Below are 26,932 nucleotides of genomic sequence, written 5' to 3' on the forward strand. Positions count from 1 at the left end.
TCGTGAATCACCGCGCGAACCGGCGTGAAATCGAATCAGTTCGCACAACGCTGAGGACATCCAGCGACCCAGACGGTGCCGAACGGACACGAGGACCGAGCAGACGCGGGAGATGACGATGAGCACCACAGCTGCGCAGCCACTGCACCCACGACGCGCTCGCGGGGTGTCGCGCATCGGCCGGCCACACCACTCGGGTCAGCCGGCCATCCGATCGGGCTGCGGTTATGAACAGTTCCTGTTGCCGGGGGATCGGGAGTGGACCGACGACGGTGCGTCGCGGTGGATCCGTGGCAACGTACACGGCCTCACCTACTCGGGGTCCGGTACGGGACGTCTCACCCTGCTCAATCGTGGCGACGCCGATCTCGGTGTCCTCTCCGTACCCCGGATGCCCGACACCCGCGGCAGCGAGTTCAGTTTCATCGCGGCGGGTGCCGCGGTGACGGTTCCGGAGGCGAGCTATCACATCCTGCAGACTCCGCGCGTCGGCGGACGGCCGGTGCTGGTGGGGGAGATCCGCGTCGACGACGACGTGCACTTCACCGTGGACGCGCCCACCGCCGGGTCGGTCGACATGGCCGGTATCGACCCCGACGACGACTTCTGGAAGCCGGGCGATCCTGACTTCGGGTGCGCCGACGACGAGCAGATACCCGACCTCGACTTCGCCGATCCACATGCGGCCGGGATCTATCACACCGTCGCCGACGGAACCGCGACCGTGCACAACCGCGGCGACGAGTCGGTGGGGGTGCTCACGCTCGGTGTCGACGGCCCCCTCGATCTGGTGGTGATCGGGCCGGGGGAGTCGGCGCCGTTGCCGCCGGTGGACCTGCTCTGCTACGTTCAGCGGCCGCGGGCGGCCGGGCGGCCGGTCATCTTCGGTGCACTCTGGATGCGGGGCGGTCGGGCGATGCCCACGACGCTGCCGATCCCGAACCGCCGGGAATTCCTCGACCAGCGATATCTGACCCCGTGGAGTGCCGACTACACCGGCGGCTACACCCGTTCGGATCATCTCGACGCCGACGACGCCGGGGTGTCGTTCCAGTACCGGACCGGCGCGTCGACGCTGACCGTGCGCAACAGCGGTGACAGCTGGGTGGCGGTCAGTCGTAGCCCGGCGCGCGACGAGCAACGTGGTGGGCACGAGGACGGCGGGAATCTGACCGAGCTGCCGCCGGGGACCAAGGCCACCTTCGCCCTCGATGCGACTGCGGCCACCGGCCAGGTGTTCTCGATTCTCGGTCCGCGGACCGGTGGTTCACCGGGCCGTCCGCCGTATATGTCGGCGTCGGGGACCATCCATCCGGGGTGGCCGGGCCGTCCCGGCCTCGCCACCCGCTACGGGTCGATCGTGGTCATGCTCGGCTCGGTGGTCTATACGGCGGTGCCGAAACGGAATCTGTACCTGGCGTGGTCGGATCGCCGACGCGCACGCCGTGGCGGCAGCTGATCGGTCGTCGCCGAGCGCGGTCGGTCAGCCGACGTGGCGACGAAGTTTCGCCGACAGACGCGGGATGAGATCGCCGTCGGAGTCGACGCGTTCCTCGACGTAGGCGAGGTCGCCGTCCTCGACGAGACCGTACAGCCGCTTCGCGCCGCCGGTGCGTTTACCCGATTCGGTCTTGATGACGACGTCGGTGGCGAGCTCCCAGGCGGTCTGGTTCAGCGGGGTGCCGTAGAAGAGTTCGATCGACCCCTCGGCATGTGCGACGAGCAGTTCGATGCTGTCGTCCTCGCTGATCCGCCAGAAACCGGACTCACGCAGGTCGGGGCGCACGAAGTTGGCGTCGGCGTCGATCACCCAGGACCGTGCCTCCCAGGTGAGGAAGTTCTGACCGTCGTGTCCGACGACGATCTGCTGGGAGAAGAGGTAATCCTCCCCGGTCTCGGGGTCGTTCGCCTCGCCCTCACCGCGCCACACGCCGACCATGGGCAGCAGTCCGAGGAGGCCCGGGTGCAGGTCGGCACCCAGTCGCAGGTTGGCGGTGTCGGCGGCCAGCGGAAGATCGTCCCAGGTGGGGAGATTACGTTCCCGGCTGCCGGATTCGACGGCGCGCGCCTCGGCCTGGCCGATCGCCTCGTCGCCGGACCGGTGCCGTCCGGGTGTCACGCCGCCGGCGTCAGCGCCGGGGTCGGTGCTCACGACTCGTCGTTGACCAGGCGGTACAGGGTGTAGATCGCGAACCACAGGATCAGGACGGACGCAGCGCCCAGCAGAATTTCGAAGAAGAGGACCACGGGGATGATCTTACCGCCGCATCGTTGCGCGGTACGCATCGCGGGTGGGATTGCCGTCTGAATCACAGCGTGCCCGATCACGGACGCCGGAAATGCGACGAAGGGGCCCGATCACCTCGCGGCGACCGGACCCCTTCATAGGCATGGGTGCGACTAGCGCATCACTTGCTGACGGCGATGTCGTGCTCGTGCACGCCCGGGCCCTCGGGGCTGACGGTGGTCTCACCGTTGCCCACGGCGCTGAGCGCACGCAGCGTCCAGGTGCCGGGGGCGGCGAAGAACCGGAAGTCGCCGGTGGGGCTGGCGACGACCTCGGCGGTGAACTCACCGGTCGAATCCAGCAGACGCACGAAGGCGCCGCCAACGGGGTTGCCCGCACCGTCGGTGACCTGTCCGGTCAGGACGGTTTCCTTCTCGACGTCAACACCTGCGGGCAGTTTCTGACCCTGTTTGGGTGCAGCACACATAGTTACTTTCCTTCTCCGAGCTCAACCGGGACGCCGACCAGCGAACCGTATTCGGTCCAGCTGCCGTCGTAGTTCTTGACATTCTGGTGGCCGAGGAGTTCCTGCAGCACGAACCAGGTGTGGCTGGAACGCTCACCGATGCGGCAGTAGGCGATGGTCTCCTTCTCGCCGTCGAGGCCGGCCTCGGCGTACAGCGCGGCGAGTTCCTCGTCGCTGCGGAAGGTGCCGTCCTCGTTGGCAGCCTTGCTCCACGGCACGTTGATCGCGCCGGGGATGTGGCCGGCAACCTGGCTCTGTTCCTGCGGCAGGTGGGCCGGGGCCAGGATCTTGCCGCTGAACTCGTCGGGGCTACGCACGTCGACCAGGTTCTTGTTGCCGATGGCGTCGACGACCTCGTCGCGGAAGGCGCGGATCGAGACGTCCGGCTCGCCTGCCTTGTAGTCGGTGGCCGGGCGGGTCACGGTCTCGGTGGACAGCGGGCGTCCGTCGAGTTCCCACTTCTTGCGGCCGCCGTCGAGGAGCTTGACGTCGTTGTGGCCGTACAGCTTGAAGTACCAGTAGGCGTAGGCCGCGAACCAGTTGTTGTTGCCGCCGTACAGGATGACCTGGTTGTCGTTGGCGATGCCGCGCTCGGAGAGCAGTGCCGAGAACTGCTCGGCGTCGACGAAGTCGCGGCGGACCGGATCCTGCAGATCCTTGCGCCAGTCGAGCTTGATGGCGCCCTCGATGTGGCCGCCGTCGTAGGCCGAGGTGTCCTCGTCGACCTCGACGAATACGACGTTGTCGGTCTTCAGATTCTGCTCAGCCCAATCGGTGCTGACCAGGACGTCCGAACGTGCCATGGTGATTCCCTCCCATGCATTTCTGCGGGTTCTTGTGTGCGGGGTTTCGAAGGTTGCGGCGGATTGCCGAACCGGGGTGTGAAGCGGTGGGACATGCCGGGAGACGATGTCCCTGGGGATGGCGAGATGAGCGGCCGTGACGGGACCGGAAGGGCACGTCGACGCCAATGAGAGCACCGGCCGTCATCGACGGATCACGCGGACCGCGGGGGTCGGAGCGTCACCGTCAGCGGTGCATGCGACAGCAACAGTTGGCGACTCGACAGAAGTCGATCGCCCGGCGGCGGGTGAGCATCAACTCACGGCGCTGTTGCATGCCACGAGGGTACAACAGCGACGGAGTGTGCTTCGAACCCGTGGGGGCGTATCCGGGCGTCCGTGCTGTTCGGGGTTCAGAACTCGTCGAGGCGCAAGTGGGAGCGGCCGGTATCGGCCCGCAGCAGCAGGTCGCCGCCCAGGCTCTCGGCGCGCTGTGGCGCCAGTCCCCAGGGCAGCGGGATCGTTGGCAGTTCGAGCGAGAAGCGGGCCAGCACCGCCGACCGCATCTCCGGGGGGACGTCGTCGTCGGCGTGGCGTTCGGGGCCGGTGTAGAAGTCGGTGGCCCGTATCACCAGGCGTCCATCGACGACCAGTAGGTCGACCGACACGCTCACCCGCGCTTTCGGGCCATCGAAGGCCGATGCCGAGGGCGGATGCTGCGGATCATCTCCCGCGGACGGCGGGAGGGCGACGGTGCCGGTGAATACCACCCCCGACGAGCGGCTGGGAGCGCCGTCCTGTGGTCCGCCGCCACCGGCCTTGCCGTCGGGCGCGGGGGTGGAGACGGTGAGGTCGGTGATTCGTAGGTAGCGGGCCACGGTGACCGCGTCGAGTTTGGTGTACGCCGACACCGAGTCGGTGTCCACGACGTCGTCCGGGGCGAACCGGCTGCTCTGCACTCGCAGGGCGCCCAGCGTCGCCCCGAGTTCGCCGCGGCAGCCACCGAGTCCGGCACATCCGGGCAGTGGAACGTCGCGGGCGGCGATGATCGCGCCGGTGAACTCGCCCTGGGCAGCGTGGGTGAGGAACGGAAAACCCTGCAGCGTCACCTCGGGGTCGATGGTGACCCGGGGGGAGGCGGCGATCGCACGCGACATCTGGAACTCGCTGCGGGCGGCGACCGCGAAGTCGACGAGGGTGGCGACGAGCAGCGCCACCACCGCGCCGATCGCGGTCACGACCATGGTCCGGCGCACTCGCAATGACCGTCGAGAGCTGACCGGCTGGTCCGGTTCGCTCACGGATGCACCTGCCTTGTTAACAGCGAAACTCGCCAATGGCGCTATTCTGTCACCTATCGCGCACACGTCGGTAAGGCACCGTAAACAAATACGGTGGGCCGACGGGTGGCGGGGGTGGTCACTCGTCGAGGAGTCTCGCACGGCGACGATCGACCGCTGCCGGTTCCATCGAGGAACCGGCCTGGGAACCATGGATAGATCGGAGTGGCTGATGGATCTTCTTCTGTTGACAGCCGATCCGAACCCGGAAGCAGTGCTGCCGTCGCTGTCGCTGCTCCCGCATACCGTGCGGGTCGCGCCGACGGAGGTGTCCTCGCTCATGGAAGCGGGTAACTCCGACGTAGCGATCGTCGATGCACGCACAGACCTGGCCGCCGCGCGCGGCCTTTGTCGTCTCTTGGGTAGTACCGGTTCGGCGGTACCGGTCGCGGCGGTGCTGACCGAGGGCGGTCTGGTGGCGGTCAACGCCGACTGGGGTATCGACGAATTCCTGCTGCCGGCTACCGGCCCTGCCGAACTCGACGCCCGACTCCGGCTGCTGCTGGTGCGGACCCGCGGGGTGAGCGCCGAGGAGGCTTCCGGCAAGGTCACCCTCGGGGAACTGGTGATCGATGAGGGCACGTACACCGCCCGGCTGCGTGGCCGTCCGCTGGACCTCACCTACAAGGAGTTCGAGCTGCTGAAGTATCTGGCGCAGAACGCCGGACGTGTCTTCACCCGCGCACAACTGCTCCAGGAGGTGTGGGGATATGACTTCTTCGGCGGTACCCGCACGGTCGACGTCCACGTGCGACGTCTGCGCGCGAAACTCGGCAGCGAACACGAGTCGCTGATCGGTACGGTCCGAAACGTCGGCTACAAGGCGGTCCGGCCCAGTCGTGGTCGCGGGGCCGGGGCGAACGCCGGCGGCGAGACGCCGGCCGGCCCCGGTGCCGAAGCTGCTGCCGACGGTCTTTCCGCCGGTGACGATTTCGACGATGTCGACGGGCCGGATTCCTTCGACCAGGAGTTCACCGCCAGCAATGGGAACTGATACCGCCGGACCGATCGTCGCCGACCGGCTGGAGTCCGCCGACGTCGCGCGGGTCCGCCGCATCATCGCGGATGCGACTGTCGCCGATGGTGTTTCACCGCTGTCGGAGCAGGCCGTGGCCGCTGTCGACAGCCTCGCTCCGGCGGTGACGCATGTCGTCTCCGCGGCGGGATACGCCAACATCGTGCCCGGCCGCGACGGCGAGGCGACGATGATCGAGGCCGTCGTCGACCCGGCGTCCCGCCGCCTGGGTCACGGAAAAGCGTTGGTGACAGCGGCTTTCGTCACCGCAGCCGAGCTGTCGGCGCCCGGTGGTCCGGAGCCTCGGATATGGGCGCACGGGGATCTGCCGGGCGCGGTGGCGCTGGCCTCCTCCCTCGGATTGATGCGGTTACGTGAGCTGCTACAACTGCGCCGCGGACTCGGGAACGGGGCACCCGAACTGCCCGAACTCGTGGTCGATCCGTCGATGGTGGTGCGCACCTACGCCGGTGACGCCGACGACGCGGAGATCCTGCGGGTGAACAATGCCGCCTTCGACTGGCATCCCGAGCAGGGCGGATGGTCACCGGCCCAGATCGCCGAGCGGGTGGCGGCCCCCTGGTTCGACCCGGCCGGGTTGTTCCTGGCCTTCGACGCCGCCGACCCCGATCGTTTGCTGGGCTTCCACTGGACCAAGACACACGATGAGGACCTCGGTGAGGTCTACATCGTCGGTGTCGATCCGGCCGCGCAGGGGCGTGGCCTCGGCCGACTGCTGACGCTCGCCGGCTTGCATCATCTCGCCGACTCGGGCCGGCGGGAGGTCAATCTCTATGTGGAGGGCGACAATACCGCCGCGCTGCACACCTATGAGCGTCTCGGGTTCACCCGCTACGCGGTCGACGTCGCATACGGGCGCGCCTAGGGTCGCCGCTCGGCTCAGGGTGTCGGTGTCGCCGCCCGCCGGTGCGTCAGCCGCGGCAGCAGCAGATCCGCGACCCGACGGGCCTCAGCGGCCAGCGGCCATCCGGACAGGATCCAGATGTCGATCCCGGCCTGTTCGGCAACCTGATTCATCGCCGCGGCAACATTGTCGGCGCTGCCCACGAAATAGGTGCCAGTACCTTTGCCCGCCAGGTCGAACGGCGGTTCGGCGGAGGTCCAGGTGGTCAGTCCCGCAGCCATATTCGGGGCGAACTCGAGGAGTTCCCGGCCCGGAATCCGGCCGGCGCGCAGGGCGTCGATACGTCCCTGGACGAGCGGGTCCTCGCTGCTGATCTCGGCCAGCCCCGGATATCCGAAGCTGCGCAGATTGCGGTCGGCGGTCGCCAGCACGGTTTCCGGGCGGGTGTGGGCGAGTTGCCATTCGAAGCGGTTCCACGCCTCGTCGTCGGTGTCACGGACGATCACGCTGGCCAGCACGCCGAAGCGTAGTTCGCGTCCGCGGTCGGCGGCCGCCGACCGAACCCGGTCGAACAGGGCGGCCAGCGTGGCCGGGCCGGACATGAACGACAGATAGACGTCGAGGACGTCTGCGGCGTGGGCGATGCCTTCCGGGGATGCCCCGGTGCCCCACACCTGGATGCCGCCGGGTTGCCGCGGCCCGGGGATGGCGGGTTTGTAACGCGGTCCGTAACTGAAGAATTCGCCGTCGTAAGGTTCGGGGTCGTCGGCGTAGAGCCGTTTGACGGCCGACCAGTATTCGGCCGACAGCCGGTAGCGCTGTGCCTTCGAGGAGAACTGTCCGTACCGATGCAGTACCGCGTCGGCGCCGTTGACCTGGTTGTAGATGAGTCGGCCACCGGAATACTGGTCGAATACCTGGGCTTCCTCGGCCATCAGCACGGGCGGCTTGACGCCGGGATACTCCGGGACCAGAAACCGGAGGCTCTCGGTATCGGCGACCAGCGAGATCGCCTCGCGCGCAGTGGTCAACGCACCGTAGAAGCCCAACTCGTCCAGGGTGCGAGCCTGGTGTCGGAGCGCGGCGAAGGTGGGTTCGAAGCGATGGTCGGGTTCCCAGGGGACCTCGCCGTCGGCGGGGTTGATGTACCACAGGACCTCGGGGCCGGTTCCGGGGTCGCGGCCGGTCACCGTTCGTCGCAGAACTCGGTGATGGGCAGGCCGACGTGGCGGGATTCGCTGGGGACGTGGCCGAGCAGCAGGTCGCCGGGCTTGAGTTCGGTGACGTTGTTGACCGAACCGCCGGGGCCGAGCAGTCGCACATGCCAGTCGTCCTGCGCGATCACGTTGACGGTACGACCGTCGGGCGCGGCGGCGGTGACCGAGATCAGCGGGCGCCGTTCGATCTTCACCCGGCCGATGCGGACCTCGCGTACCTCGCCGGTGCTGCGGATGGCCAGGATGGGCTGGCCTGCCGCGAGTTCACTGACATAGCGGGTGCGGTTGCCCGGGGTCAGCACATAGGAGTGCACGGCGCCGGCGTTCCAGCGGAACGGCCGGGTCGGCATATACGGCAGCGGATGGGTCTCGCTGCAGGACAGGAACATTCCCGTCGAGAATGAGCCGATCAGGCAGCCTTCGTCCTTCTCCAGCAGCGAGCAGGTGTCGATGCAGGCGCGTTCGCCCATGCCGATGTGCTCGACTTTGGTGACGGTCAGTTCGGTGAGTTCGAGGCTGCTGGCAGTCGGTTTGATGACCTCCGCCAGGGTGGTCACGTCGTCGGCGTTGCGGGGGGTCAGGAGCAGGCCGTCGGAGCCGTGCTCGAGGACCAGTTTGACGATTTCGGCGTCCTCGATGTCGTTGACGACGGTCACCGTGCGTCCGCCGGAGTTCTCCGCGGCGGCGATGACGATCTCGAGGGGGATCTTGGTGGGGTCGGTGAAGGTGAGGACCGTCCACGCAACCTCGCGTACGGCGACGCAGGCGTCTCGTAGGGTGTCGGCGTCGGAGACGACGACGTGCACACCTGTTTCGGTGGTGCGCAGATCCGCGTCGGGTGCCAGACCGTGGTCGCGCAGGGCGAGGTCCACCTGACCGTCGAGGAGTTCGGCGGGGCCGGCGTAGATCTGGCGGACGGTCGGGGGTAGATCGCCGAGGAGGCTCAGATCGTCGGAGACGATGCCGTCGATGCGGTGATGAATGGCGGCGGCGACCACGGCGGCGACCTGCTCGCCTGCGACGCCCCGGGTATCGATCCAGGCGAAGTGGCTGCCACGTTCGACGGCGTCGGTGCTCTCGGGTGCCCCGACGATCGGGTCGATGTCGTCGGTAACGATCTGGTTGGTGCTCATGGCGATGTCATCCTCGGTGTTGACTGGTGAAGCGGTATGGGTGCTGGTACGGCAGCCAGGTTCAGGCGAATTCGAGTGCGGGAGTGTCGTTTCGCGGCGGAGTGGTCAGCCCGTGTAGGTGATCGGCGAGGGCGCGGGCGACTCGTTCGGGTTCGTGGGCGCCGAAGATCTGCCTGCCGAAACTGAGGCCTGCGACTCCCGACCGGCTGACCTCGATACCGAAGGCGATCGCGGCGTCGTCGTCGGGCGCGGTCGGGCCACCGGCGGCCAGCACCGGCAACGGACACGAGCCGACCACCTCGGCCATCGCGGCCGGGTCGCCGCTGTAGTCGACCTTGACCACGTCGGCACCGAGGTCGGTGGCGATCGCGGCGAGGTGGGCCAGCGTCCGGACGGATCGGGATTCGGCGATCGCGGGGCCGCGCGCGTACATCATGGCGAGCAGCGGCATGCCGAGGCGGTCGCACGCGTGCGCGGTCGCCCCGAGGTCGGCCAATTGCTGCGGTTCGGATGGCGACCCGACGTTCACGTGCACGCTGACCGCGTCGGCGCCCAGGCACAGTGCTTCCTCCACCGAACTGACCAGGACCTTGCTGGTGTCGTCGAGTGCCATGCTGGTTCCCGCCGACAGGTGGACGACCAGGCCGAGTCGCCCGAAGCGATGCGCGGCGATGGTGCGTGCGCGACCCTTGTGTACGACGATGGCGTCCGCGCCTGCGGTCGCGAGGGTCGCGGCGGTGCGGTCGGCGTGATCGTGGCGACCAAGGGGGCCGAGGGTCACCGAATGGTCGATGGGCACGATGAGGGCGCGTCCGGACGGGGATGAGAACAACCGTCCCAGGCGGAGTTCTTTGCCCGACAGGCCACGTCCGCATGCGGTTTCGCCAGGTAACATATGCGCTCCGAGACTTGTTGCGCTCTTACGTGACGAGATGGCTCTCGCGCTTTCGGAGCAGGCAAGTGGGTGATCGCTAATCAGGTTAGCCTATCCTTCTAATGGGCTGGCGACCGGACCGGCTCGGCGATGGAGTGAGATGACTTTCCCGATCGAGGACTACCTGACACGGATCGGACTCGCGACCGAGATCTCGGCGCAGACGCCGGTGGCCGGACACGCCGACCGGGCACACGTGATCGAGCGCATCGCCCGTGCGCAATATGCGGCGATACCGTTCGAGAACCTCGACATCCATCGCGGCATCCCGGTCACCGTCGCACCGTCGCAGATCGTCGCCGATCTCCTCGGTCGACGTCGTGGCGGGATCTGCTACCAGCTCAACGGCCTGCTGCTGCTCGCGCTGCGCGCCCTCGGCTTCGACGCCGCGGCCATCGGCGCCCGGGTGATCGTCGGGGGCCGACCCGGCCCGCCGCTCGGGCATATGGCCGTGCTGGTGGACGACGCGGGTGGACGGTTGCTCGTCGACGTCGGATTCGGTGGTGAGATGGTCTGTCGGACAATCAATCTCGATGACAACGCGATGCTCGACATTCAGGCCGGGCAGGGTTGCTACCGGCTCGAGTCGACAGTTCGTCAACTCGCCGACTTCGAGGCGATGGCCTGGTGGCACAGCACCTCGCCGCAGGCCCGCTTCACCGGATCGCTGATCGCCACCCTGGTGCGCGACGGCCGGCGCACGACGCTCGCCGGATCCGATCACCCCGACCGCTATCGCATCCTTCGGGCGCCCGCGGCGGCTGGTCCCGCCCTCGCCGACTCCGACGCCAGCGACTCCGACGACCGAACCGAGAGCCTGCTCGACGCCGCGTCGGCGAGGGCGGTGCTCGACGCCGACCTCGGCGTCGACCTCGGGGACCTGCCGCCCGGCGACAGCCGGGTGGCCGGGGTGATCGTCGCCGATCACTCCGGACGCCACGGTGTCGGGAACGGCAGTCCGAGGTAGACCTCGCCGAGTGCGCGCTGCTCGGCCTCGGAGTCGATCCACCGGCGCATCCGGGCTCGCCGCAGCTCCCAGCTGTAGGGATTGTCGTCGAAGCGGTGAAGGGTCGTGGTCAACGTCCAGGAGAACAGCTGTGCCTGCCAGATGCGGGGAAGTGCCGTCTCGCCGTAGGACTCCAGATGGGTCCGGTCGCGATGGCCGTAATAGTGGCCCAATGCGTGGGAGAGCACGCAGGCATCGGAGATCGCCAGGTTGAGGCCCTTGGCGCCGGTCGGGGGGACGATATGTGCCGCGTCGCCGAGCAGAAACAGCGAGCCGAACTGCATCGGCGTCGTCACCACGCTGCGCAGCGGCGCAAGGCTGCGGTCGAAGATCTCGCCGGTCTCCAGCTCCGGATGGTCGCTCGACCGGCTGCGACGTCGCAGTTCGGACCAGATGCGCTCGTCGGGCCAGTCGTCGAGGGTCGTGTCGGCCGGTACCTGCAGGTACTGGCGGGTGATCTGGGTGCCGCGCATGCTGTGGACCGACAATCCGTCCGGATGCGCGCAGTACATCCCCTCCGCGGTGGTCGGGGCGGTGCGGGCCAGGATGCCGAGCCAGGCGAACGGATGCGTCCGCGTCATCACCTGGGTGTCGGCGGGCATCAGGGTCGGGGTGATGCCGTGCGATCCGTCGCAGCCCGCGATGAAGTCGGCCTGGACCCGATGCCGGCGCCCCGCTTGGGTGTATTCGACCACCGGGGTGGCCGAATCCACCCCGGTGACCGCGACATCGGAGGCGCCGAAGACCATCGGTGCGCCGTCGCCGCGCCGCGCGTCGATGAGGTCGGCGACGATCTCGGCCTGGCCGTAGACGAAGGCGTTGCGGCCGGTCAGCGCGTGGAAGTCGAGGTGGTGGGTCTGTTCGTCCAGGCGGAGGTAGAAGCCATCGTGGCGCAGCGCCTCACGATGCAGACGGTCGGCGACGCCGAGTTCGGTGAGTACGTCGACCGTCGACTGTTCGATGACCCCGGCCCGGACACGTTCGCGTACGTAGTCCTCAGTCCTTGTCTCGACCACGATCGCGTCGACGTTCTGCAGACTGAGCATGCGGGCCAGGGTCAGTCCGGCCGGTCCGGCCCCGAGGATGACGACCTGATGACGTGTGGTGACCGTGTCCACGGAGGCACTCCCAACTGTATGAGCTTTGCCTATCCTAATTGCCGACGATCGGCCCCGGTCGGGCGCATCCAATTCACCTCTCGTTCACCACGCGTAGGGGACCAGTCCATCCGTGCCACCTAGTTTCAGATCCGACAGACCGGGCGTGGTCGCAAACCCGACATGCGACACCCGATACGAAAGGCACTCCCTCAGGTGAAACTCAAGCGGACCCCCACCATCGCGGCGATCTCCACCATTGCCGCCGTCGCCCTGGCCACCTCGGCGTGCAGCAGCGACGAGACCAAGAACATCACCGGCGAGGGCTCCACCGCGCAGCAGAAGGCGATGCAGCACTTCAGTGACCTGCTGGCCGAAGGCGGCGACGTCACCCTCGACTACACCGGCAGCGGTTCCGGCGACGGCATCAAGAAGTTCCTCAACGCCGACGTCGACTTCGCCGGCTCCGATTCGCCGCTGAAGCCCGAAGAGGCGGCCAAGGCCAAGACCCGCTGTGCGGGTAACGACGCATGGCACCTGCCTCTCGTCGTCGGTCCGGTCGCCATCGCCTACAACCTGCCGGGCATCGACAACCTGACCCTGACCCCCACCGTGGTCGCCGACATCTTCACCAAGAAGATCACCACGTGGAATGACCCGAAGATCGTCGCGCTGAACCCGGGCGTCGACCTTCCGGCACTCGCGATCGAGCCGGTGCACCGCAGCGACAGCTCAGGTACCACCGACAACTTCCAGAAGTTCCTGAGCAAGTCCGCGCCGGCGGCGTGGACCCTCGGTGCGGGCAAGACCTTCCTCGGACAGGGTTCGGGTGCGGCCAAGTCGACGGGCGTCGCCCAGGCCGTGCAGCAGGCCAAGGGCACTGTCACCTACGTCGAGTGGGGCTTCGCGACGCAGTACAAGCTGGGCGTGGCGAAGCTCAACTTCGGCTCCGGCCCGGTCGCCCTGACCGCCGAATCGGCCGGTAAGGCGCTCGACGCGATCACCTTCAAGACCCCCGGCAGCAAGGACCTCGTCGTCGACAGCGACGCCCTGTTCGCCTCGAAGGCTCCGGGCGCCTACCCGCTGGTGCTGACCCCGTACTCGATCGTCTGCTCGGCAGGCTATGAGAACAGTGACACCAGCGCCGCGCTGAAGGATGCCTTCACCAAGATCCTCAACGACGGACAGGCCGGCCTCGCCGAACTCGGCTACGTGCCGCTGCCCGCCGGGTACAAGAGCACCCTGCAGGGGACCATCGACGCGCTGACCGGCAACGGCGGCGGCAACGCCTGATCGGGACCACCCGTAGATGTCACGAGCGCGGAGCCGCAGCGTTTGCGGTTCCGCGTTCGTGGTTGAGACACTGACCGACGACACTGATGTGTCCACCAGATGGCAGGAAAGCCCCGGTGACCAGAGCCGAATCAATTGAGGGGCGTATGACCTCGACCAGCCGCGACGATACCGGCCACGTGCCCACGGGTACCGGCCCGTCGGCGTCGGGATCATCACCCACCGAACCGTCCACCAGCAACCTGACGAGTGGCGGACACCACCGCTTGGCCGACCAGATCTTCCGTTCGCTGGCGGTCGGGTCCGGCTTCGCCGTGACCGTCGTGATCGCGCTGATCGCAGCATTCCTGCTGGCACAGGCGATCCCGTCGCTCATGGACAACACCGAGAACTTCTTCACCTACACCGGCACCTGGCGGACGCAGGGTGAACTGGCCTTCGGTATCCCACAATTCTTCTACACGACGGTCCTGGTGTCGGCGATCGCACTGCTGATCGCGATGCCCGTCGCACTCGGCATCTCGGTGTTCATCACCGAGTACGCGCCGAAACGTCTGGTCGGACCCGTCGGTTACACCGTCGACCTGCTCGCCGCGATCCCGTCGATCGTCTACGGACTCTGGGGCATCCTGGTGCTCGGCCCGGCGATGGTGCCGGTCAATCGCTGGCTGGTCGACAATCTCGGCTTCCTGCCGTTCTTCCAGGAACCGACGAACCGCATCAACATGTCCACCGGCGGCACCATGCTGACCGCGGGCATCGTGCTGGCGGTGATGATCCTGCCGATCATCACCGCGGTGACCCGTGAGGTCTTCACCCAGACCCCCGTCGGCCATCGTGAGGCGGCATTGGCGCTGGGGGCCACCAAATTCGAGGTGGTCCGGCTGGCCGTGCTGCCCTTCGGTATGTCCGGCTACATCAGCGGCGCGATGCTCGGCCTCGGCCGCGCGCTCGGTGAGACGATGGCCCTGCTGTTGATCATGTCCCAGGTCGGTCCGATCGACTTCAACCTGATGGAGAGCGGGCAGACCTTCGCGACCAAGATCGCCAGCGACGCCGCCGAATTCGATTCGCCGGCCACTACGGGCGCCTACATCGCCGCGGGTCTCACCCTCTTCGTACTGACCTTCATCGTGAACGCGGCGGCCCGCTCGGTCGCCGGAAAGAAGGCATGACATGCCGCTCGACGCCGCAACCATCGAACCCGTCAAGCGTGTCCCGTCCGGGTTCATCCCCCTCTCCCGTCGTCGTCGCGTCACCGACAAGACGGTGCGCGTCCTGGTCATCGCCTCGCTGCTGATCGCGTTCGTGCCACTGGTCTGGCTGATCGTCACCCTGGTGGCACGCGGACTGGGCCCGATCCTCGACATCAACTGGTGGACCCAGCCTGAACCCGGGGCCAACGGCGGCGCCGCGAACGCCATCGTCGGCACCCTGATCCAGACCGCGCTCGCGGCGGTGATGGCCGTTCCGATCGGCATCTTCGTGGCCATCTACCTCGTCGAGTACGCCAACCGGGATTCCTGGTTCCCCAAGCTGACCACCTTTATGGTCGACATTCTCTCCGGTGTGCCCTCGATCGTCGCCGCGCTGTTCGTCTACGCGGTCTGGCGCACCACCCTGGGGCTGCCGCGGTCCGGGTTCGTCGTGTCGATCGCGTTGGTGTTGCTGATGCTCCCGCTGGTCATCCGGGCCACCGAGGAGATGCTCAAGATCGTGCCGCAGGATCTGCGGGAGGCGTCCTACGCGCTGGGTGTGCCCAAGTGGAAGACGATCATGCGGATCGTCCTGCCGACCGCGTTGTCGGGCATCGTGACCGGCGTGATGCTGGCCATCGCCCGCGTGATGGGTGAATCGGCCCCGGTGCTGATCCTCGTCGGAGCCACCCGGGCGATGAACTGGAATCCCTTCGAGGGCAACCAGCAATCGTTGCCGCTGATGATGTGGACCCAGTACAACAACGGCACCGACGCCTTCGACAAGGTGTGGGGCGCGGCCCTGACCTTGGTCATCCTCGTCGCGATCATCTATTTCGGCGCCAAGCTGATCTCCCGGCTGTTCGCCCCCAAGTCCTTCTGACCTCTTCGCAAGAAACGGATCTGCCATGGCCAAGCGCCTCGACATCAAAGACCTGAACGTCTATTACGGCGACTTCCACGCTGTGAAGGATGTGACCCTCGAAGTCCCTCCGCGCTGCATCACCGCTTTCATCGGGCCGTCGGGCTGCGGCAAATCGACCGTGCTGCGAACCCTGAACCGGATGCACGAGGTCACCCCGGGTGCCTATGCGACCGGCCGGGTGGCCCTCGACGGTGAGGATATCTATGGCAAGGGCATCGATCCGGTGAGCGTGCGCTCGACGATCGGCATGGTCTTCCAGCGTCCCAACCCGTTCCCGACGATGTCGATCCGCGACAATGTGGTCGCCGGCCTCAAGCTGCAGGGCGTGCGCAACAAGGCTGAACTCGACGAGGTCGCCGAACGCAGCCTGCGTGGCGCCAACCTGTGGGATGAGGTCAAGGATCGCCTGGACAAGCCCGGTGGCGGTCTGTCCGGCGGTCAGCAGCAGCGTCTGTGCATCGCGCGGGCGATCGCGGTGTCCCCGGACGTGCTGCTGATGGATGAGCCGTGTTCGGCGCTCGATCCGATCTCGACACTCGCGATCGAGGACCTGATGGGTGAGCTCAAGAAGGAGTACACCATCGTGATCGTCACTCACAACATGCAGCAGGCGGCCCGTGTCAGCGACCAGACGGCGTTCTTCAATCTCGAAGCCGTCGGTCAGCCCGGACAACTGGTCGAGATCAACGACACCGAGACGATGTTCTCGAACCCGAACAAGCGTGAGACCGAGGACTACATCTCCGGTCGTTTCGGCTGATCGCCACGCTCAGAGCGTCAGCAGAAGGACGACCAGCAGTGCGCTGAGTGCGGCGGTCGCGCCCAGATAGGCAAGAGTCCGGGGTCGATGCGGGAAGTATGCGTCCGTATCGGCCCCGGACTTTCTGTAGTCGGTCGCTGGGTTGTTGGACGCCGGATTGTTGGACGCCGAGGTGCCGAGATTGGGGGTTCTGTGGTGCCGCAACGAATCGAGAGCGCGCCCGGGACCATGGCGTTCAACCGCGGTCTCCGGGGAGGTGAACTGGTCATCCGGGCGCATAATCGCCACCCTAAACGGCTGATGACTGTGTGGTGAAATCGTGATGCGCCAATGCTGGGCGATGCGTTCAGGCCGCGGCTAAATCCACCTGAAAACCATTGTCGGGCAAGGCTATTGGAAGCCGGTGGCGCCCGACACAGCGTGTCGGGCGCCGTGATCTCCGACTCAGGAGACCTGCTGGAACTGCTCCGGGGTCTTGCCTGTCGCCTGGAAGACCACCCGGCGGCCGATGAGGACGGCGTGGTCGGCGAACCGCTCGTAGTAGCGGCCGAGCAGCGTCACATCGACGGCGGCCGCGGTGCCGTGCTGCCACTCGCGGTCCATCAGCACGGTGAACAGATGGCGGTGCAGGTCGTCCATCGCATCGTCGTCCTCCTGCAGACGCAGGGCGGCGTTGGGATCCTGGGTGTCGAGCACCTCGCGCGCGGTGTGGGCGAGTTTGACGGCCAACCGGCCCATCTCGGCGAAGTAGCCGTTGACCTCTTCGGGGAGGGCCTTGGCGGGATGCCGACGACGCGCGACCTTGGCGACATGCAGGGCCAACGCGCCCATCCGGTCGGCGTCGGCGACGATCTGGAAGCCGCTGACGATTCCGCGGAGATCGCTGGCCACCGGTGCCTGCAGAGCCAGTAGCGCGAAGGCCTGCTCCTCGGCCCGTGCGGTCATCTCGCTCATCCGGTCGTTGTCGCCGATGACCTCCTCGGCGATGGCGAGGTCGGCCTGCAGCAGAGCCTGGGTGGCACGTGCCATGGCGGCACCGGCGAGTTCACACATCTCGCCGAGAATCGTGTTGAGCGAGTGCAGCTGCTCCTGATACGCGGTACGCATGAACCCAGGATACTGCGTCGAGTGATCCGGGCCTCATCTTGACGGTGAACGGGCCATGAACGTGGCCTGTCCGCCGCTATGGCCAGGCCACGTCGGTGGGCCGGCCGGACGTGGCTCAGCTACAGGTCGTGTCGCCGGCGTTGGTGACGGCGAGGTCGTTCGGCAGTCGGGTCGGCGACGTCGACGCGGGCAGCTCGGTCACCGACAGGGTGCCGCCGACCTCGGGCGCCGAGTCCAGCCCGCCGCCGTAGTTGCTGCCGATGATCACCTCGACACCGGACTGGACCGTGTGATCGGGCTGGATGCTCGCCCCAGGGATCATCTTGGCGACGGTCGCCGCCGAATCCTCCTGACCGGGGCCGTAGCGCACGACGGTGTCGGACCGCTGTTCTGAGGCGTCGGCCACGCCGGTGACCTCGAAGCCGTTGGCGATGAAGGACTCCGACACCTGGGTGGCCAGGCCACTCTGGCTGGTGCCGTTGAGGACCCGCATCTCGACGTTGTACGGGTTCTGCGCGGTCGCGGTGACCGTACGCGGCCCGGCCGGTGCCGCCGGGGTCGACGGTGATTCGCTCGGTTTCGCCGACGACTTCTTCTTGCGCTTCGCCGGATGTTCTTGGGGGAGCGGCTCGTCGTCGATGATCGCGTTGAAGATCGCGTCGATGTCCTCGGTGCGCGGGATCTCGTTGTTCTGGCCGTCCTGACTCGTCCCGGAGGTGGGGACGGTGAGGAAGGTGACCCGGCCCGCGTCCATACCCTGCATCGACTTCGCCAGATCCAGCAGCGACTGGGTGTTCACGTTGTCCACGATGCTGTTCTCGATGAACGTGTTGACCAGCGAATTCAGTCTGCCTGGGCTGGACAGGATGTTGCCGGACAGGGTCGATCGCAGAAGCGACGACATGAACAGCTGCTGTCTTTTGATCCGGCCGTAGTCGCCGTTGCCCTCGGAGGCGATGTTGCGGGCGCGCACATAGTTGAGAGCGCGTTTGCCGTTCAGCTTCTTCTTGCCCGCCTTGGCCAGGATCTGACCGAGCTCATAGTCGTAGAGCGGGACGGTCGAGCAGACCTCGACACCGCCGATGGCGCGCACGACCTGTGCGAAGCCGTTGAAGTCCATCGAGATGAAGTGGTTGATGTTGAGGCCGCTCATCGCGGTCAGCACCCGCACCAGGCATTCCGGCCCGCCGAAGGCGTAGACGCTGTTCAGTTTGACGCTGCTCTCGGCCGACAGCTCGTCGCCGTAGTTGCGATTGTTGCTGTCCCACGATCGGCACGTCGGGCGATCGACCTGCAGGTCACGCGGGAAGGACACGGCCACCACACGGCTGCGGTTGGCAGGCACGTTCACCAGTAGGACCGTGTCGGAGCGGATGCCCTCGACGCTCGTCGCGTCGCCGGCGCCGATTTTGCCGTTCTGGCCGCTGCGGCTGTCGGTGCCGACGATCAGGTAGGTCTCGTCGCCGTACTGGGCGTCCTTGTTGCGGATGTTCTCGTCGTCGGGGTTGACGGCGTCGACGTTGCGCCAGTTGCCGTCCCAGACCTTCATCGCGCCCCACACGTAACCGGTGCCCACCAGCGCCATCACGCAGGCCAGGGCCACCAGGACGCGGCCGGTGATCTTCGCGCCACGGGCGATGCCGCGGCGTCGGTCGGCGGCACTCTCGGGATGGCGTTGCGGACTCGACCGCTGCGCGAGCGCGGTCGTCAGATCCGGGGTGCGCTGCAGCGGGGCAGAGGTTTCGAGGTCGGTCTCGGGTGCCGCCTCCGCTGGTGCGGTCGCCGACAGCGGGGTGATCGGCGCATGCGATTCCTGGGCGCGGGATTCCTCGGTGACGCGCCGGGCAGTGGTGCGATCGGACAGGTCGACCGGCGGGGCATCGTCGCCGGAGATGGTCGGTATCTTCTGCGTCGCGTCGTTGTCGAAGCGGAATACCGACGTCGGACGATCGTCGGGCGGGGGCTGGCGCCGATTGCGCACTCCCCGGTCGGGGGTCGGTCGGCCGGTCGGCCGGGGTGGCGGGGGAGCTTGTCTCGCTCCCGCATCGCCGACCTCCGCATTCATCTGCTCCATGAGCTCGCGGACGGTCAGCCGGGTACGTCCGCGGACGTACCGGTCCTGGGCCCGGGGCTCACGCAGGCTGCCCTCGCCGGGTGCACGTCGGGCGTTGGGATCCGGTGTTCTCGGTCCGCGGGCGGCAGGACTTTGGGCGGGTCGTGGTGATGTCGGTTTCGGGGAGTCGGGTGTGGCGGCCGATGGGGTGGCGGGCGCGCCCGGCGTTGGCTGGCCGGTGGGCGGGGGAGTGCGATCGTCGGCGGCCGACTGTCCCGACTCCGAGCCGAACATCTCCCGGAAGTCGTTGGAGTCACGATCGCGGCCGGCACGACGGCCGCGTCGGGAGCGCCGATCTTGCGCACCCGAGTCCGGGCCGTCCGGACCGTCGTCCGGTCCCGATGTGCGTCGACTCAACTTCTGCGATCCCTCACGCCCCGGTCATGAAACTCGCGGTATCGCAGGCCGGGGCTGATCGCGGCGATACGCACCATCGGATGGACCCGACAGGTCGGGACCTTCCGGGACATAGTACTGACATCACCTGAGAATCCGTCTCAGCCGGAGGCGTTGTGACAACCGTCGCGACCGGTATTCACCAGTGTTGAATTGCTAGCCGCCAGAGTGCATGATCTCGGCACCCGCGGGTACGACGTCCTCATCCGGGTCATCGAGCCAACCGTCGGGCAGCGCCACCTTGGCCGGCGAACCCTGACGCCCGCGCGGCCCGTGGCCGTCGCGGGGGAATGGTGCATCGGCGGGCAGTTCGGCGACCAGTTCGCGCAATTCGTCGACGGTGGTCACCAGCGACATCCGGCTGCGGATCTCCGAACCGGCCGGGAAGCCGCGCAGGTACCAGGCGACATGTTTGCGAATCTCGCGGCAGCCCTTCATCTCTCCGTGATGGGCGACGAGGAGTTCGCAGTGCCGCACGATGATCTCGGCGACCTCACCGAGGTTCGGCGCCGCCGGGGCGGGCAACCCGTTGAGTTCGGCGGCGAGTTCGGCGAACAGCCACGGCCGGCCGAGGCAGCCGCGGCCGATGACCACACCGTCGCAGCCGGTCCGTCGCATCATCGCGACGGCGTCCGCGGGTTCGAAGATGTCGCCGTTGCCCAGTACCGGTACGTCGGTGACGTGTTCTTTGAGCCGCGCGATCTCATCCCAATCGGCCTGACCGGAATAGCGCTGCGAGGCTGTGCGCGCGTGCAATGCGACGGCGGCCGCACCCTCTTCGGCGGCGATCCGGCCGGCGTCGAGGTGGGTGCGATGCTCGTCGTCGATGCCGATGCGGAACTTGACCGTCACCGGGATGTCGGTGCCCTCGGTAGCTGCAACCGCGGCCGCGACGATCTTGCGGAACAGCGTGCGCTTGTAGGGGATCGCCGAGCCGCCGCCCTTGCGGGTCACCTTGGGGACCGGGCAGCCGAAGTTCATGTCGATGTGGTCGGCGAGGTTCTCGTCGACGATCATCTTCGCGGCCTGATAGGTGTATTCCGGGTCGACGGTGTAGAGCTGCATCGACCGCGGGGATTCCGCCGGCGCAAACGTGGTCATGTGCATGGTGACCGGGTGCCGCTCGACGAGCGCTCGCGCGGTCACCATCTCGCAGACGTACAACCCGGAAACGGTTCCGGTCCGCGCGACTTCCAGTTCCCGGCACAGGGTGCGGAAGGCCACGTTGGTGACCCCGGCCATCGGTGCGAGCACGACGGGACTCGCCAGCTCGATCGAACCGATCCGCAACGGGGCCGGGGCCCCGACAGACGCCGAACCGGCGCCCTCGGGACTCACGCTGCTCGCTGAGGTGCGAGCGGGGCGAGCCTCGACGGGCGCCGGTGCGGTGGTAGAAGCCGTGATACTCAGGACGCCTGCTGCTCTCGCTTCTTGGCCTCGCGGGCGAGCGAACGATCGCGCATCTCCTCGAAGCGGGTGGCGTCCTTCTCCAACTGCTCGAGGAAGGTGGCGAGCTCCTCGCGGGTCTTCTCGCCCTCCGCGGTGAAGTCGTCGCGGCCGAAGACGTCCCACTTGCGCAGGACCGGCATGACGACCTCTTCGAGGTGCTGGCGCAGGTCGTAGATGCCGTGCTTGGCCATCAGGACGCCGTGGCGGCGGAAGTTCGGCATGCCCGCGCCGGGCATCTGGAAGTTGGTGACGATGTCGGTGACCGCGCGCAGCGTCTGATCGGGCGAGATGTCCATACCCGCGCCGCAGATGTTGCGGTAGAAGATCATGTGCAGGTTCTCGTCGGCGGCGATGCGCTGCAGCATGCGGTCGGCGATCGGGTCGTTGCACGCCTTGCCGGTGTTGCGGTGGCTGACGCGGGTGGCCAGCTCCTGGAAGGTGACGTAGGCGACCGAGTGCAGGATGCCCAGCTCGTCGGCGTGATCTTCGAGTTCGTCGACGCGTCCGGCGGCGGCCAACATCGGGTCGTAGCCGTTGGTCATGTGGATCATGCGCGCCTCTTCGAGGGCGACGGGGTCGACGCCGCGCGTGACGACCAGGTAGTCGCGCATCACGATGCCGTGGCGGTTCTCCTCGGCGGTCCAGCGACCGACCCAGTGGCCCCAGGCCGAATCCATGGAGAAGTTGTCTGCGATGACCCGGTGGTACGAGGGCAGGTTGTCCTCGGTGAGCAGGTTGGTGATCATCGCGGCCTTGGCGACCTCGTCGAGCTTGGATTGCTCGGGGTCGTAGTCCACGCCGCCGAGGGCCGCGAAGTTCTGGCCCTCGTCCCACGGGACGTAGTCGTGGGGGTTCCAGTCACGTGCGGTCTTCAGGTGCCGGTTGACGTTGTCCTCGGCGACCGATTCCAGCTCTTTGAGGAGCTCGAGTTGGGTCAGCTCGCGTGCCATTGATGTCCTCCGAAGGGTTGCTCGCGTATGTCGAAAATGTCCTGACGGCCCGTGGCTCGTTCGCGGGACGACGGTCCCGGGCTGCCTCGGCGCGGTGCGTTTGCCTGCTGCACCTTCGACCAAACAGCAGCCAGCCTACGTCACCCGACTTGCCTGCCCAAGTCGCCGAACGTCCCGGGTTCGTCGTCGGACTCACCCGCTCTGCCTACGGTGTCGTAACCCCCGCGGTCGACGTTACGCCCTCTTCGTCCTATTTGGTGGTGCGTTGATGCGGTGTGGCGTGTGAGAGTCGTCGCGTTCACGTGCGTGAGGCGGCGGTCGCGGACCGTCTGGGCCGGCCTCAACCGCGCGCGAACATGGCTCCGGTGGTGGTCATCCACTCCATCGCCGGTTCGTCGAGGGTGCCCGCCTGCTCGGCGCGCCGACACCACCGCATGGCGGCGATGCCGAAGCGCAGCGGGTTGTAGATGTCCTCTTCCCGCGACCACAGGCCGTCGCCCGCGTAGGTGAGGATGGTGATGTTGGTCGCGGTGATCGCCGACCCGTCGCCCGGGTCGCGCATCGGATTGTCGACCTCGCAGATTACGCGGCTGGTCGGGGCGTCGACGACGTGCCAGAGTGCGGGAAAGCCGGTCATGTGGCTGCCCGGGAATGCCGTCATGGTCTTCCAGATCCAGGCTCGGATCTCTTCCCGGCCGTTCATGGTGCCGAGGGCGTGCTCGATGTACTCGGCGTCGGGGGTGAACATGTCGGCGTAGCGATCCCAGTCGCCGCTGACCGCGATCTCGGCGACGGTCTGCTGGAAATCGGCGAATGCGGTCTCGAGTTCGGCCGTTGAGAAGGGGTGTTCCATATCCCGATAGTAGAACGTGTTCTAGTTTTCTGGGCGATTCCGGCTCGTTCAAGTTTCGCCCCGGACGAGGGCGGATGGGTAGCATTTCGGACGAGCCGACCCGGAGGGTGACCTCCTGCGGCGCAGCACAGTCAGGATCGATCGGAACATGTACCAGGTTGGGGACCTGATCGCGGGATACCGCGTACTCGGGATGCTCGGACATGGCGGTATGGGGGAGGTCTACCAGGCGGCCCACCCCCGGTTGCCGCGTGCTGACGCCATCAAGGTCCTGCGATCCGCCCACGGGGCCGATCCGGTGTTCCGGGCCCGGTTCGAGCGGGAGGCCGACATCGTCGCCCCGCTTCATCACCCGAATATCGTCTCCGTGTTCGACCGCGGCGTCGTCGACGGACGGCTCTGGATCGCGATGGAGTTCGTCGCGGGAACCGACGCCGGGCAGCTGATCGAGGAGCATGGGGCACTCGATCCGCGGCTGGTCGTGCAGATCGTCAACGGCGTCGCTGCCGGGCTCGACGCCGCGCATCGTCGCGGCATCATGCACCGCGACATCAAACCGGCGAACATCCTCGTCACACCTGGCGCCGATCCGCTCAAACCCGAGGCGATCAAACTGACCGACTTCGGCATCGCCCAGGCGCTCGACGAGGTGACCGCGCTGACCGGCGCGGGTACGACGGTCGGCACGATGCTGTATTCGTCGCCCGAACAGATCGAGGGCAAGCGGGTCGACGCGCGTAGCGACACCTACTCACTCGGTGCGACAGCCTTCGAATTGCTCACCGGCACACCGCCCTTCGATGCGCCTTCGCTCCACGGCCTGATGACCGCGCATATGTTCAACGATCCGCCACGGGCCACCTTGCGCAACCCGACGTTGCCGCCGGCGGTGGACGCTGTGCTCATCCGCGCCATCGCCAAGGACCCCGCGCGACGTTTCCAGACCGCAGGCGACTTCGCCGAGGCGTTCGGTGCTGCCTTCGACTCGCGCAACACCCTGGTCGGCCCGGTGCCCACACCGCCCCCACCACCGGTGAAACCGGGTGGCGGCCGTCGGCCCTCGTCGCCGGCCGGTGGTCCCGGACGGCCTGGGGGAGGGCCGGGTGTGGTGCCCGCCCGGCCCGCCTACTCCGGTGCGTCTCAGGGCGACGTATTGCGTTCGGTCGCCTCGCAATCGGGTCCGGCGGCAACCTTCGGCGGCGGTCCCGGTGCGGCGCCGGGTGCGCACGTCTCGAACCCGCGGATGCCCTCGGCCGGATATCCGGTGGTCACCCAGCCGAACGTCGGGGTACAGCCGGCGAATCCGCAGCCCGCCGCCCGCATCGCCGGCCGTCGACTTGTCGCGATCGGCGCGGTGGTCGTGTTGGTCGCGGCGGCGCTCGGGGTGGGTATCGCAGTGGTGCAGCGGTCGTCCAAACATCTGGCGGCGCCGGATCGTCCCGATGTCACGGTGGCCACCGAGTACGTCGAGGTCTCCTGGAATCGTGTCGACGGCGCGACCTCATATGTGGTGAAGCAGAACGACATCGAGATCTACGCCGGTGCGGGCAACAGCTTCCGCGCACCACTCCCGTTGCCCGGTAGCTACACGTATACCGTTGCCGCGCGCAGTGACTCGGTCCCGGGATCGGATTTCTCGCTGCGCTCGGACGCGGTGAAGGTGTTCCTGACCTGGCGCGGACTGCAATGGATTGCGGACCTGTACCCCGATCTGGTGCCGACGAGCCCGCTCAGCACCAACGGCTTCGACGAACTGTCCTGTTCGGGCGATGGAGGCAATCTCGCATTCGACACCACCGAGAAGTCGATGCTGTGCCACAAACGAAAGCCCGGCAGTGACCGGCTCGACGTGTACTCGGTGAAGATCTACGGCTACGCGGACGCGACCGAGGCTGCGGCGAGTGCCCGGTTGGCAACCCGGCGGCTACGGGCCGAGCCGTACACGACGGCGCAGGGCAATGCGGCGACCCGCTATCTGGATGACACCGCCTCCGAGGGTGGTTCGGCGATCGTCACGTTCGGTGCGGGCCCCCGTGATCGCACCTACCTGGTGGTGGCCGTCCCCGGTGGGAGCGCACGTGATGCGGCCGCAGTGCTGGCGAGGTTGCCGATCTGATGTCCGACTTCTCCATCACCCATCCGGCGGGCCCGACGGCTCGGGCGTCGCGCCGCCCGCGTTGGCTCCTGATCTCGGCCATTGCGGGTCTCGCGGTCGTGGCCCTGGTCGCGGGTTACCTCATCACGCGAGCGGTCACCGGCGCGGACGGCCCCGAAACCCCGGAAAACCTGCAATTGAAGGCGTTGACCGGGCAGGTCGAGGCCACGTGGGATGCGGTTGCCGACGCCGATTCGTACCAACTGCTGCGTGGTGATCGAGTCGTCTACAGCGGCCCGGCGCCCCACGGGATCGACGCGACCGTCACCGAGGGCAAGAACATCTATCGAGTGCTCGCGATTCGGCACGGCATCGTTTCCCCGCCCAGTGCCCCCGTCGAGGTCAGCGCGGGCCCCGGATGGGGGCTCTATGCGCCACTCATGGCGCAGTATCCGGTGCTGTTGCCGCAGGCCCCCGACGAGATCGCCTGGGAGGGTGCGCAGTGCGTCTGGATGCTCAACGGTGCCGAGTCCGAGCGCGGACCGTCGCAGACCGGGTCCGGTGATCTGCAGACGGTGATGCGGATTCGTTGTGCGACATCGAATTACCGGAACGCCTTCGGCGTGTTCTGGTTCGCCAGCAAGGACGCCGTCAACCGCAGCTTCACCGCCTACGCGCCGACCGGGCAGCCGATCAGATGGAGTCACGGCACCGGCGTCGTCGACACCGAGCAGGGCCGGGCGATGCTGAAGATCGCCGACGATCCCGCGCACGAACTGTCGGTGATCGTCATCGTGTCGACCTTCGAGAAGATGACGGTCGGCCAAATCGTCGAATTCGCGAATCGGATGCCTGTCCAGAGCGGCTGACCTCTCATCGGAGAAGGGCTCAGGCGGTGCGGATCATGCCCAGGACATTGTCCAGGGCGGTGGCGATATCGGTCGCCACAATCCGCCGAAGTGCTTGCTCGTCGAGATCGCCGATACCGATCTCGCCTGTGGTGAGCCGGTATTCGCGTTCCTCCTCAGCCGCTTCAATGACCAGGCGATCTCGGTCGTTCTCGATCCTTGCGAGCAGTGTATCCACGGCTTCGCGGCCGAAGGGGTCCCCTCCGGACAGTCCGGTCTGGATGAGTGTGTAAGCCCGACGTGTGCGGGTGGAGGCCGCGGCCGGCGATCCGTCGCCGGAGCGCAATCCCGCTGGGCGGTCGGTTCGGATCAATGCGGTGCGACGCCAGGATTTCGGGTTCGTCGCGGTGCAGTGGTGCGATGACCTGCCTGCGGCATCGGGGCCGATCGAGGTTTATGCGATTCCGGCGGTGGATCTGGGTAGGGCGATCGTGGGTGCGCTCCCGGCAGTGCGGGCCACCGCATCTGCGGGTGACCTGCTGGTTGATGCGGATGCTGGTGCGCGGGTTGGCGGCTCGCTGTTCGATGAGAACGAGGTTGAGCGGCCCGATCATCCGATCGTGTCCGCGGACTGTGTGTCGTCGGGGTTTCTGCAGGTGCGCGATGGGCGTGATGTCGAGCGGCTACTCGACCCGGCGTTGCCGCGTGTGGTGTGGGGCCGATTACGCCGACTATGGTCGCTACGTGGTGTCCGAGAGAGGGTGGCTGTCTGTTGACGCTGCTGGTATGCGGACCGTTCTGGATG

Annotated in this window: 25 protein-coding genes and 1 pseudogene; 11 read left to right on the plus strand and 15 right to left on the minus strand. The window is 67.2% G+C overall.

The annotated features are described in order from the left end of the window. Positions 1-118: 118 nt before the first annotated feature. Positions 119-1,459, plus strand: a complete 1,341-nt coding sequence (locus QSJ18_RS07095; protein WP_286325628.1) for a hypothetical protein — start codon at positions 119-121, stop codon at positions 1,457-1,459. 24 nt (positions 1,460-1,483) lie between these two features. Here QSJ18_RS07095 and QSJ18_RS07100 read toward each other — a convergent pair whose 3' ends face one another. The 4 genes from QSJ18_RS07100 to QSJ18_RS07115 all read right to left on the minus strand — a co-directional run bounded on the left by QSJ18_RS07100 (position 1,484) and on the right by QSJ18_RS07115 (position 4,779). Continuing rightward, positions 1,484-2,152, minus strand: coding sequence for a heme-binding beta-barrel domain-containing protein (locus tag QSJ18_RS07100; RefSeq protein ID WP_286325629.1), 669 nt, complete (start codon positions 2,150-2,152; stop codon positions 1,484-1,486). 256 nt (positions 2,153-2,408) lie between these two features. After that, a complete protein-coding gene (locus tag QSJ18_RS07105; RefSeq protein ID WP_286325630.1) occupies positions 2,409-2,714 on the minus strand; it encodes a DUF1416 domain-containing protein in 306 nt (101 codons plus the stop codon). A 2-nt stretch (positions 2,715-2,716) separates the two neighbouring features. Then, on the minus strand, positions 2,717-3,556 hold the full coding sequence (locus QSJ18_RS07110) for a sulfurtransferase (protein WP_286325631.1): 840 nt from the start codon (positions 3,554-3,556) through the stop codon (positions 2,717-2,719). Positions 3,557-3,948: 392 nt separating this feature from the next. Then, positions 3,949-4,779, minus strand: coding sequence for an LmeA family phospholipid-binding protein (locus QSJ18_RS07115; protein WP_462476018.1), 831 nt, complete (start codon positions 4,777-4,779; stop codon positions 3,949-3,951). Positions 4,780-5,047: 268 nt separating this feature from the next. Here QSJ18_RS07115 and QSJ18_RS07120 point away from each other — a divergent pair, with 268 nt between their 5' ends. Continuing rightward, positions 5,048-5,869 (plus strand): winged helix-turn-helix transcriptional regulator, encoded by an 822-nt coding sequence (locus QSJ18_RS07120; protein WP_286325634.1) that lies wholly within the window; start codon positions 5,048-5,050, stop codon positions 5,867-5,869. Continuing rightward, positions 5,859-6,776: a mycothiol synthase gene (gene mshD, locus QSJ18_RS07125; protein WP_286325636.1), complete on the plus strand. Its 918-nt coding sequence runs from the start codon at positions 5,859-5,861 to the stop codon at positions 6,774-6,776. Before QSJ18_RS07120 ends, mshD begins: the two co-directional genes overlap by 11 nt. Before the next feature lie 14 nt (positions 6,777-6,790). Here mshD and QSJ18_RS07130 read toward each other — a convergent pair whose 3' ends face one another. From QSJ18_RS07130 to QSJ18_RS07140, 3 genes are all read right to left on the minus strand, one after another. Then, positions 6,791-7,945, minus strand: a complete 1,155-nt coding sequence (locus tag QSJ18_RS07130) for an LLM class flavin-dependent oxidoreductase (protein WP_286325637.1) — start codon at positions 7,943-7,945, stop codon at positions 6,791-6,793. Next, complete coding sequence (locus QSJ18_RS07135) at positions 7,942-9,105, minus strand: 3-dehydroquinate synthase II family protein (protein WP_286325638.1); 1,164 nt, start codon at positions 9,103-9,105, stop codon at positions 7,942-7,944. The genes QSJ18_RS07130 and QSJ18_RS07135 overlap by 4 nt, the downstream gene beginning before the upstream one ends. A 61-nt stretch (positions 9,106-9,166) precedes the next feature. Then, positions 9,167-10,000: a 2-amino-3,7-dideoxy-D-threo-hept-6-ulosonate synthase gene (locus QSJ18_RS07140; protein ID WP_286325639.1), complete on the minus strand. Its 834-nt coding sequence runs from the start codon at positions 9,998-10,000 to the stop codon at positions 9,167-9,169. 139 nt (positions 10,001-10,139) lie between these two features. Between QSJ18_RS07140 and QSJ18_RS07145 the strand changes: the two genes are divergently transcribed. Next, on the plus strand, positions 10,140-11,006 hold the full coding sequence (locus QSJ18_RS07145) for an arylamine N-acetyltransferase family protein (RefSeq protein ID WP_286325640.1): 867 nt from the start codon (positions 10,140-10,142) through the stop codon (positions 11,004-11,006). Here QSJ18_RS07145 and QSJ18_RS07150 read toward each other — a convergent pair. After that, positions 10,964-12,163 carry a 4-hydroxybenzoate 3-monooxygenase gene (locus tag QSJ18_RS07150; RefSeq protein ID WP_286325641.1) on the minus strand — a complete coding sequence of 400 codons (1,200 nt, stop codon included), beginning with the start codon at positions 12,161-12,163 and terminating at the stop codon, positions 10,964-10,966. The genes QSJ18_RS07145 and QSJ18_RS07150 overlap by 43 nt on opposite strands. A 195-nt stretch (positions 12,164-12,358) precedes the next feature. Here QSJ18_RS07150 and pstS point away from each other — a divergent pair, with 195 nt between their 5' ends. The 4 genes from pstS to pstB all read left to right on the plus strand — a co-directional run bounded on the left by pstS (position 12,359) and on the right by pstB (position 16,316). Next, on the plus strand, positions 12,359-13,435 hold the full coding sequence (gene pstS, locus QSJ18_RS07155; RefSeq protein ID WP_286325642.1) for a phosphate ABC transporter substrate-binding protein PstS: 1,077 nt from the start codon (positions 12,359-12,361) through the stop codon (positions 13,433-13,435). A 146-nt stretch (positions 13,436-13,581) separates the two neighbouring features. After that, on the plus strand, positions 13,582-14,610 hold the full coding sequence (gene pstC / locus QSJ18_RS07160; RefSeq protein WP_286325644.1) for a phosphate ABC transporter permease subunit PstC: 1,029 nt from the start codon (positions 13,582-13,584) through the stop codon (positions 14,608-14,610). Between the two features lies 1 nt (position 14,611). Beyond that, the gene (pstA, locus tag QSJ18_RS07165; protein ID WP_286325645.1) at positions 14,612-15,514 is read left to right on the plus strand and encodes a phosphate ABC transporter permease PstA; all 903 of its coding nucleotides are present in this window, start codon (positions 14,612-14,614) and stop codon (positions 15,512-15,514) included. Between the two features lie 25 nt (positions 15,515-15,539). Next, complete coding sequence (pstB, locus tag QSJ18_RS07170) at positions 15,540-16,316, plus strand: phosphate ABC transporter ATP-binding protein PstB (RefSeq protein WP_286325647.1); 777 nt, start codon at positions 15,540-15,542, stop codon at positions 16,314-16,316. A gap of 9 nt (positions 16,317-16,325) precedes the next feature. Here pstB and QSJ18_RS07175 read toward each other — a convergent pair whose 3' ends face one another. The 6 genes from QSJ18_RS07175 to QSJ18_RS07200 form a co-directional block, all read right to left on the minus strand. Continuing rightward, the gene (locus tag QSJ18_RS07175) at positions 16,326-16,595 is read right to left on the minus strand and encodes a hypothetical protein (protein ID WP_286325649.1); all 270 of its coding nucleotides are present in this window, start codon (positions 16,593-16,595) and stop codon (positions 16,326-16,328) included. Positions 16,596-16,760: 165 nt separating this feature from the next. Next, positions 16,761-17,423 carry a phosphate signaling complex protein PhoU gene (phoU, locus tag QSJ18_RS07180; RefSeq protein ID WP_286325650.1) on the minus strand — a complete coding sequence of 221 codons (663 nt, stop codon included), beginning with the start codon at positions 17,421-17,423 and terminating at the stop codon, positions 16,761-16,763. 115 nt (positions 17,424-17,538) lie between these two features. Beyond that, positions 17,539-19,893 (minus strand): LCP family protein, encoded by a 2,355-nt coding sequence (locus tag QSJ18_RS07185; protein ID WP_286325651.1) that lies wholly within the window; start codon positions 19,891-19,893, stop codon positions 17,539-17,541. A 195-nt stretch (positions 19,894-20,088) separates the two neighbouring features. After that, positions 20,089-21,270, minus strand: coding sequence for a tRNA dihydrouridine synthase DusB (gene dusB / locus QSJ18_RS07190; RefSeq protein WP_286325652.1), 1,182 nt, complete (start codon positions 21,268-21,270; stop codon positions 20,089-20,091). 68 nt (positions 21,271-21,338) lie between these two features. Continuing rightward, complete coding sequence (locus tag QSJ18_RS07195) at positions 21,339-22,331, minus strand: acyl-ACP desaturase (protein ID WP_286325653.1); 993 nt, start codon at positions 22,329-22,331, stop codon at positions 21,339-21,341. A gap of 340 nt (positions 22,332-22,671) precedes the next feature. Then, entirely contained in the window at positions 22,672-23,184 is a 513-nt protein-coding gene (locus QSJ18_RS07200; protein ID WP_286325654.1) for a nuclear transport factor 2 family protein, read from the minus strand. Between the two features lie 148 nt (positions 23,185-23,332). Here QSJ18_RS07200 and QSJ18_RS07205 point away from each other — a divergent pair, with 148 nt between their 5' ends. Both QSJ18_RS07205 and QSJ18_RS07210 read left to right on the plus strand, forming a co-directional pair. Further along, entirely contained in the window at positions 23,333-25,300 is a 1,968-nt protein-coding gene (locus tag QSJ18_RS07205) for a serine/threonine-protein kinase (RefSeq protein WP_286325655.1), read from the plus strand. Beyond that, positions 25,300-26,148 carry a fibronectin type III domain-containing protein gene (locus QSJ18_RS07210; protein ID WP_286325656.1) on the plus strand — a complete coding sequence of 283 codons (849 nt, stop codon included), beginning with the start codon at positions 25,300-25,302 and terminating at the stop codon, positions 26,146-26,148. The genes QSJ18_RS07205 and QSJ18_RS07210 overlap by 1 nt, the downstream gene beginning before the upstream one ends. Positions 26,149-26,167: 19 nt before the next feature. On the opposite strand, the pseudogene QSJ18_RS07215 reads toward QSJ18_RS07210, so the two are convergent. Beyond that, positions 26,168-26,422 (minus strand): annotated as a pseudogene (locus QSJ18_RS07215) (hypothetical protein); the annotation flags it as partial. A gap of 13 nt (positions 26,423-26,435) precedes the next feature. Here QSJ18_RS07215 and QSJ18_RS07220 point away from each other — a divergent pair. After that, positions 26,436-26,903: a hypothetical protein gene (locus tag QSJ18_RS07220; protein WP_286325802.1), complete on the plus strand. Its 468-nt coding sequence runs from the start codon at positions 26,436-26,438 to the stop codon at positions 26,901-26,903. The last annotated feature ends 29 nt before the right edge of the window (positions 26,904-26,932 follow it).

This window comes from Gordonia heveisoli, from assembly GCF_030315745.1.
In the GTDB taxonomy this organism is placed as follows: domain Bacteria; phylum Actinomycetota; class Actinomycetes; order Mycobacteriales; family Mycobacteriaceae; genus Gordonia.

What these genes read in the sequence shown, in the direction of transcription:
- QSJ18_RS07195 (WP_286325653.1), bottom strand. Translation starts at nt 22,331, where the DNA reads ATGGCACGCGAGCTGACCCAACTCGAGCTCCTCAAAGAGCTGGAATCG.
- QSJ18_RS07205 (WP_286325655.1), top strand. Translation starts at nt 23,333, where the DNA reads ATGTACCAGGTTGGGGACCTGATCGCGGGATACCGCGTACTCGGGATG.
- QSJ18_RS07105 (WP_286325630.1), bottom strand. Translation starts at nt 2,714, where the DNA reads ATGTGTGCTGCACCCAAACAGGGTCAGAAACTGCCCGCAGGTGTTGAC.
- mshD (WP_286325636.1), top strand. Translation starts at nt 5,859, where the DNA reads ATGGGAACTGATACCGCCGGACCGATCGTCGCCGACCGGCTGGAGTCC.
- pstA (WP_286325645.1), top strand. Translation starts at nt 14,612, where the DNA reads ATGCCGCTCGACGCCGCAACCATCGAACCCGTCAAGCGTGTCCCGTCC.
- QSJ18_RS07140 (WP_286325639.1), bottom strand. Translation starts at nt 10,000, where the DNA reads ATGTTACCTGGCGAAACCGCATGCGGACGTGGCCTGTCGGGCAAAGAA.
- QSJ18_RS07110 (WP_286325631.1), bottom strand. Translation starts at nt 3,556, where the DNA reads ATGGCACGTTCGGACGTCCTGGTCAGCACCGATTGGGCTGAGCAGAAT.
- QSJ18_RS07120 (WP_286325634.1), top strand. Translation starts at nt 5,048, where the DNA reads ATGGATCTTCTTCTGTTGACAGCCGATCCGAACCCGGAAGCAGTGCTG.
- phoU (WP_286325650.1), bottom strand. Translation starts at nt 17,423, where the DNA reads ATGCGTACCGCGTATCAGGAGCAGCTGCACTCGCTCAACACGATTCTC.
- QSJ18_RS07095 (WP_286325628.1), top strand. Translation starts at nt 119, where the DNA reads ATGAGCACCACAGCTGCGCAGCCACTGCACCCACGACGCGCTCGCGGG.
- QSJ18_RS07175 (WP_286325649.1), bottom strand. Translation starts at nt 16,595, where the DNA reads ATGCGCCCGGATGACCAGTTCACCTCCCCGGAGACCGCGGTTGAACGC.
- QSJ18_RS07135 (WP_286325638.1), bottom strand. Translation starts at nt 9,105, where the DNA reads ATGAGCACCAACCAGATCGTTACCGACGACATCGACCCGATCGTCGGG.
- pstC (WP_286325644.1), top strand. Translation starts at nt 13,582, where the DNA reads ATGACCTCGACCAGCCGCGACGATACCGGCCACGTGCCCACGGGTACC.
- QSJ18_RS07115 (WP_462476018.1), bottom strand. Translation starts at nt 4,779, where the DNA reads ATGGTCGTGACCGCGATCGGCGCGGTGGTGGCGCTGCTCGTCGCCACC.
- QSJ18_RS07145 (WP_286325640.1), top strand. Translation starts at nt 10,140, where the DNA reads ATGACTTTCCCGATCGAGGACTACCTGACACGGATCGGACTCGCGACC.
- QSJ18_RS07210 (WP_286325656.1), top strand. Translation starts at nt 25,300, where the DNA reads ATGTCCGACTTCTCCATCACCCATCCGGCGGGCCCGACGGCTCGGGCG.
- pstB (WP_286325647.1), top strand. Translation starts at nt 15,540, where the DNA reads ATGGCCAAGCGCCTCGACATCAAAGACCTGAACGTCTATTACGGCGAC.
- QSJ18_RS07200 (WP_286325654.1), bottom strand. Translation starts at nt 23,184, where the DNA reads ATGGAACACCCCTTCTCAACGGCCGAACTCGAGACCGCATTCGCCGAT.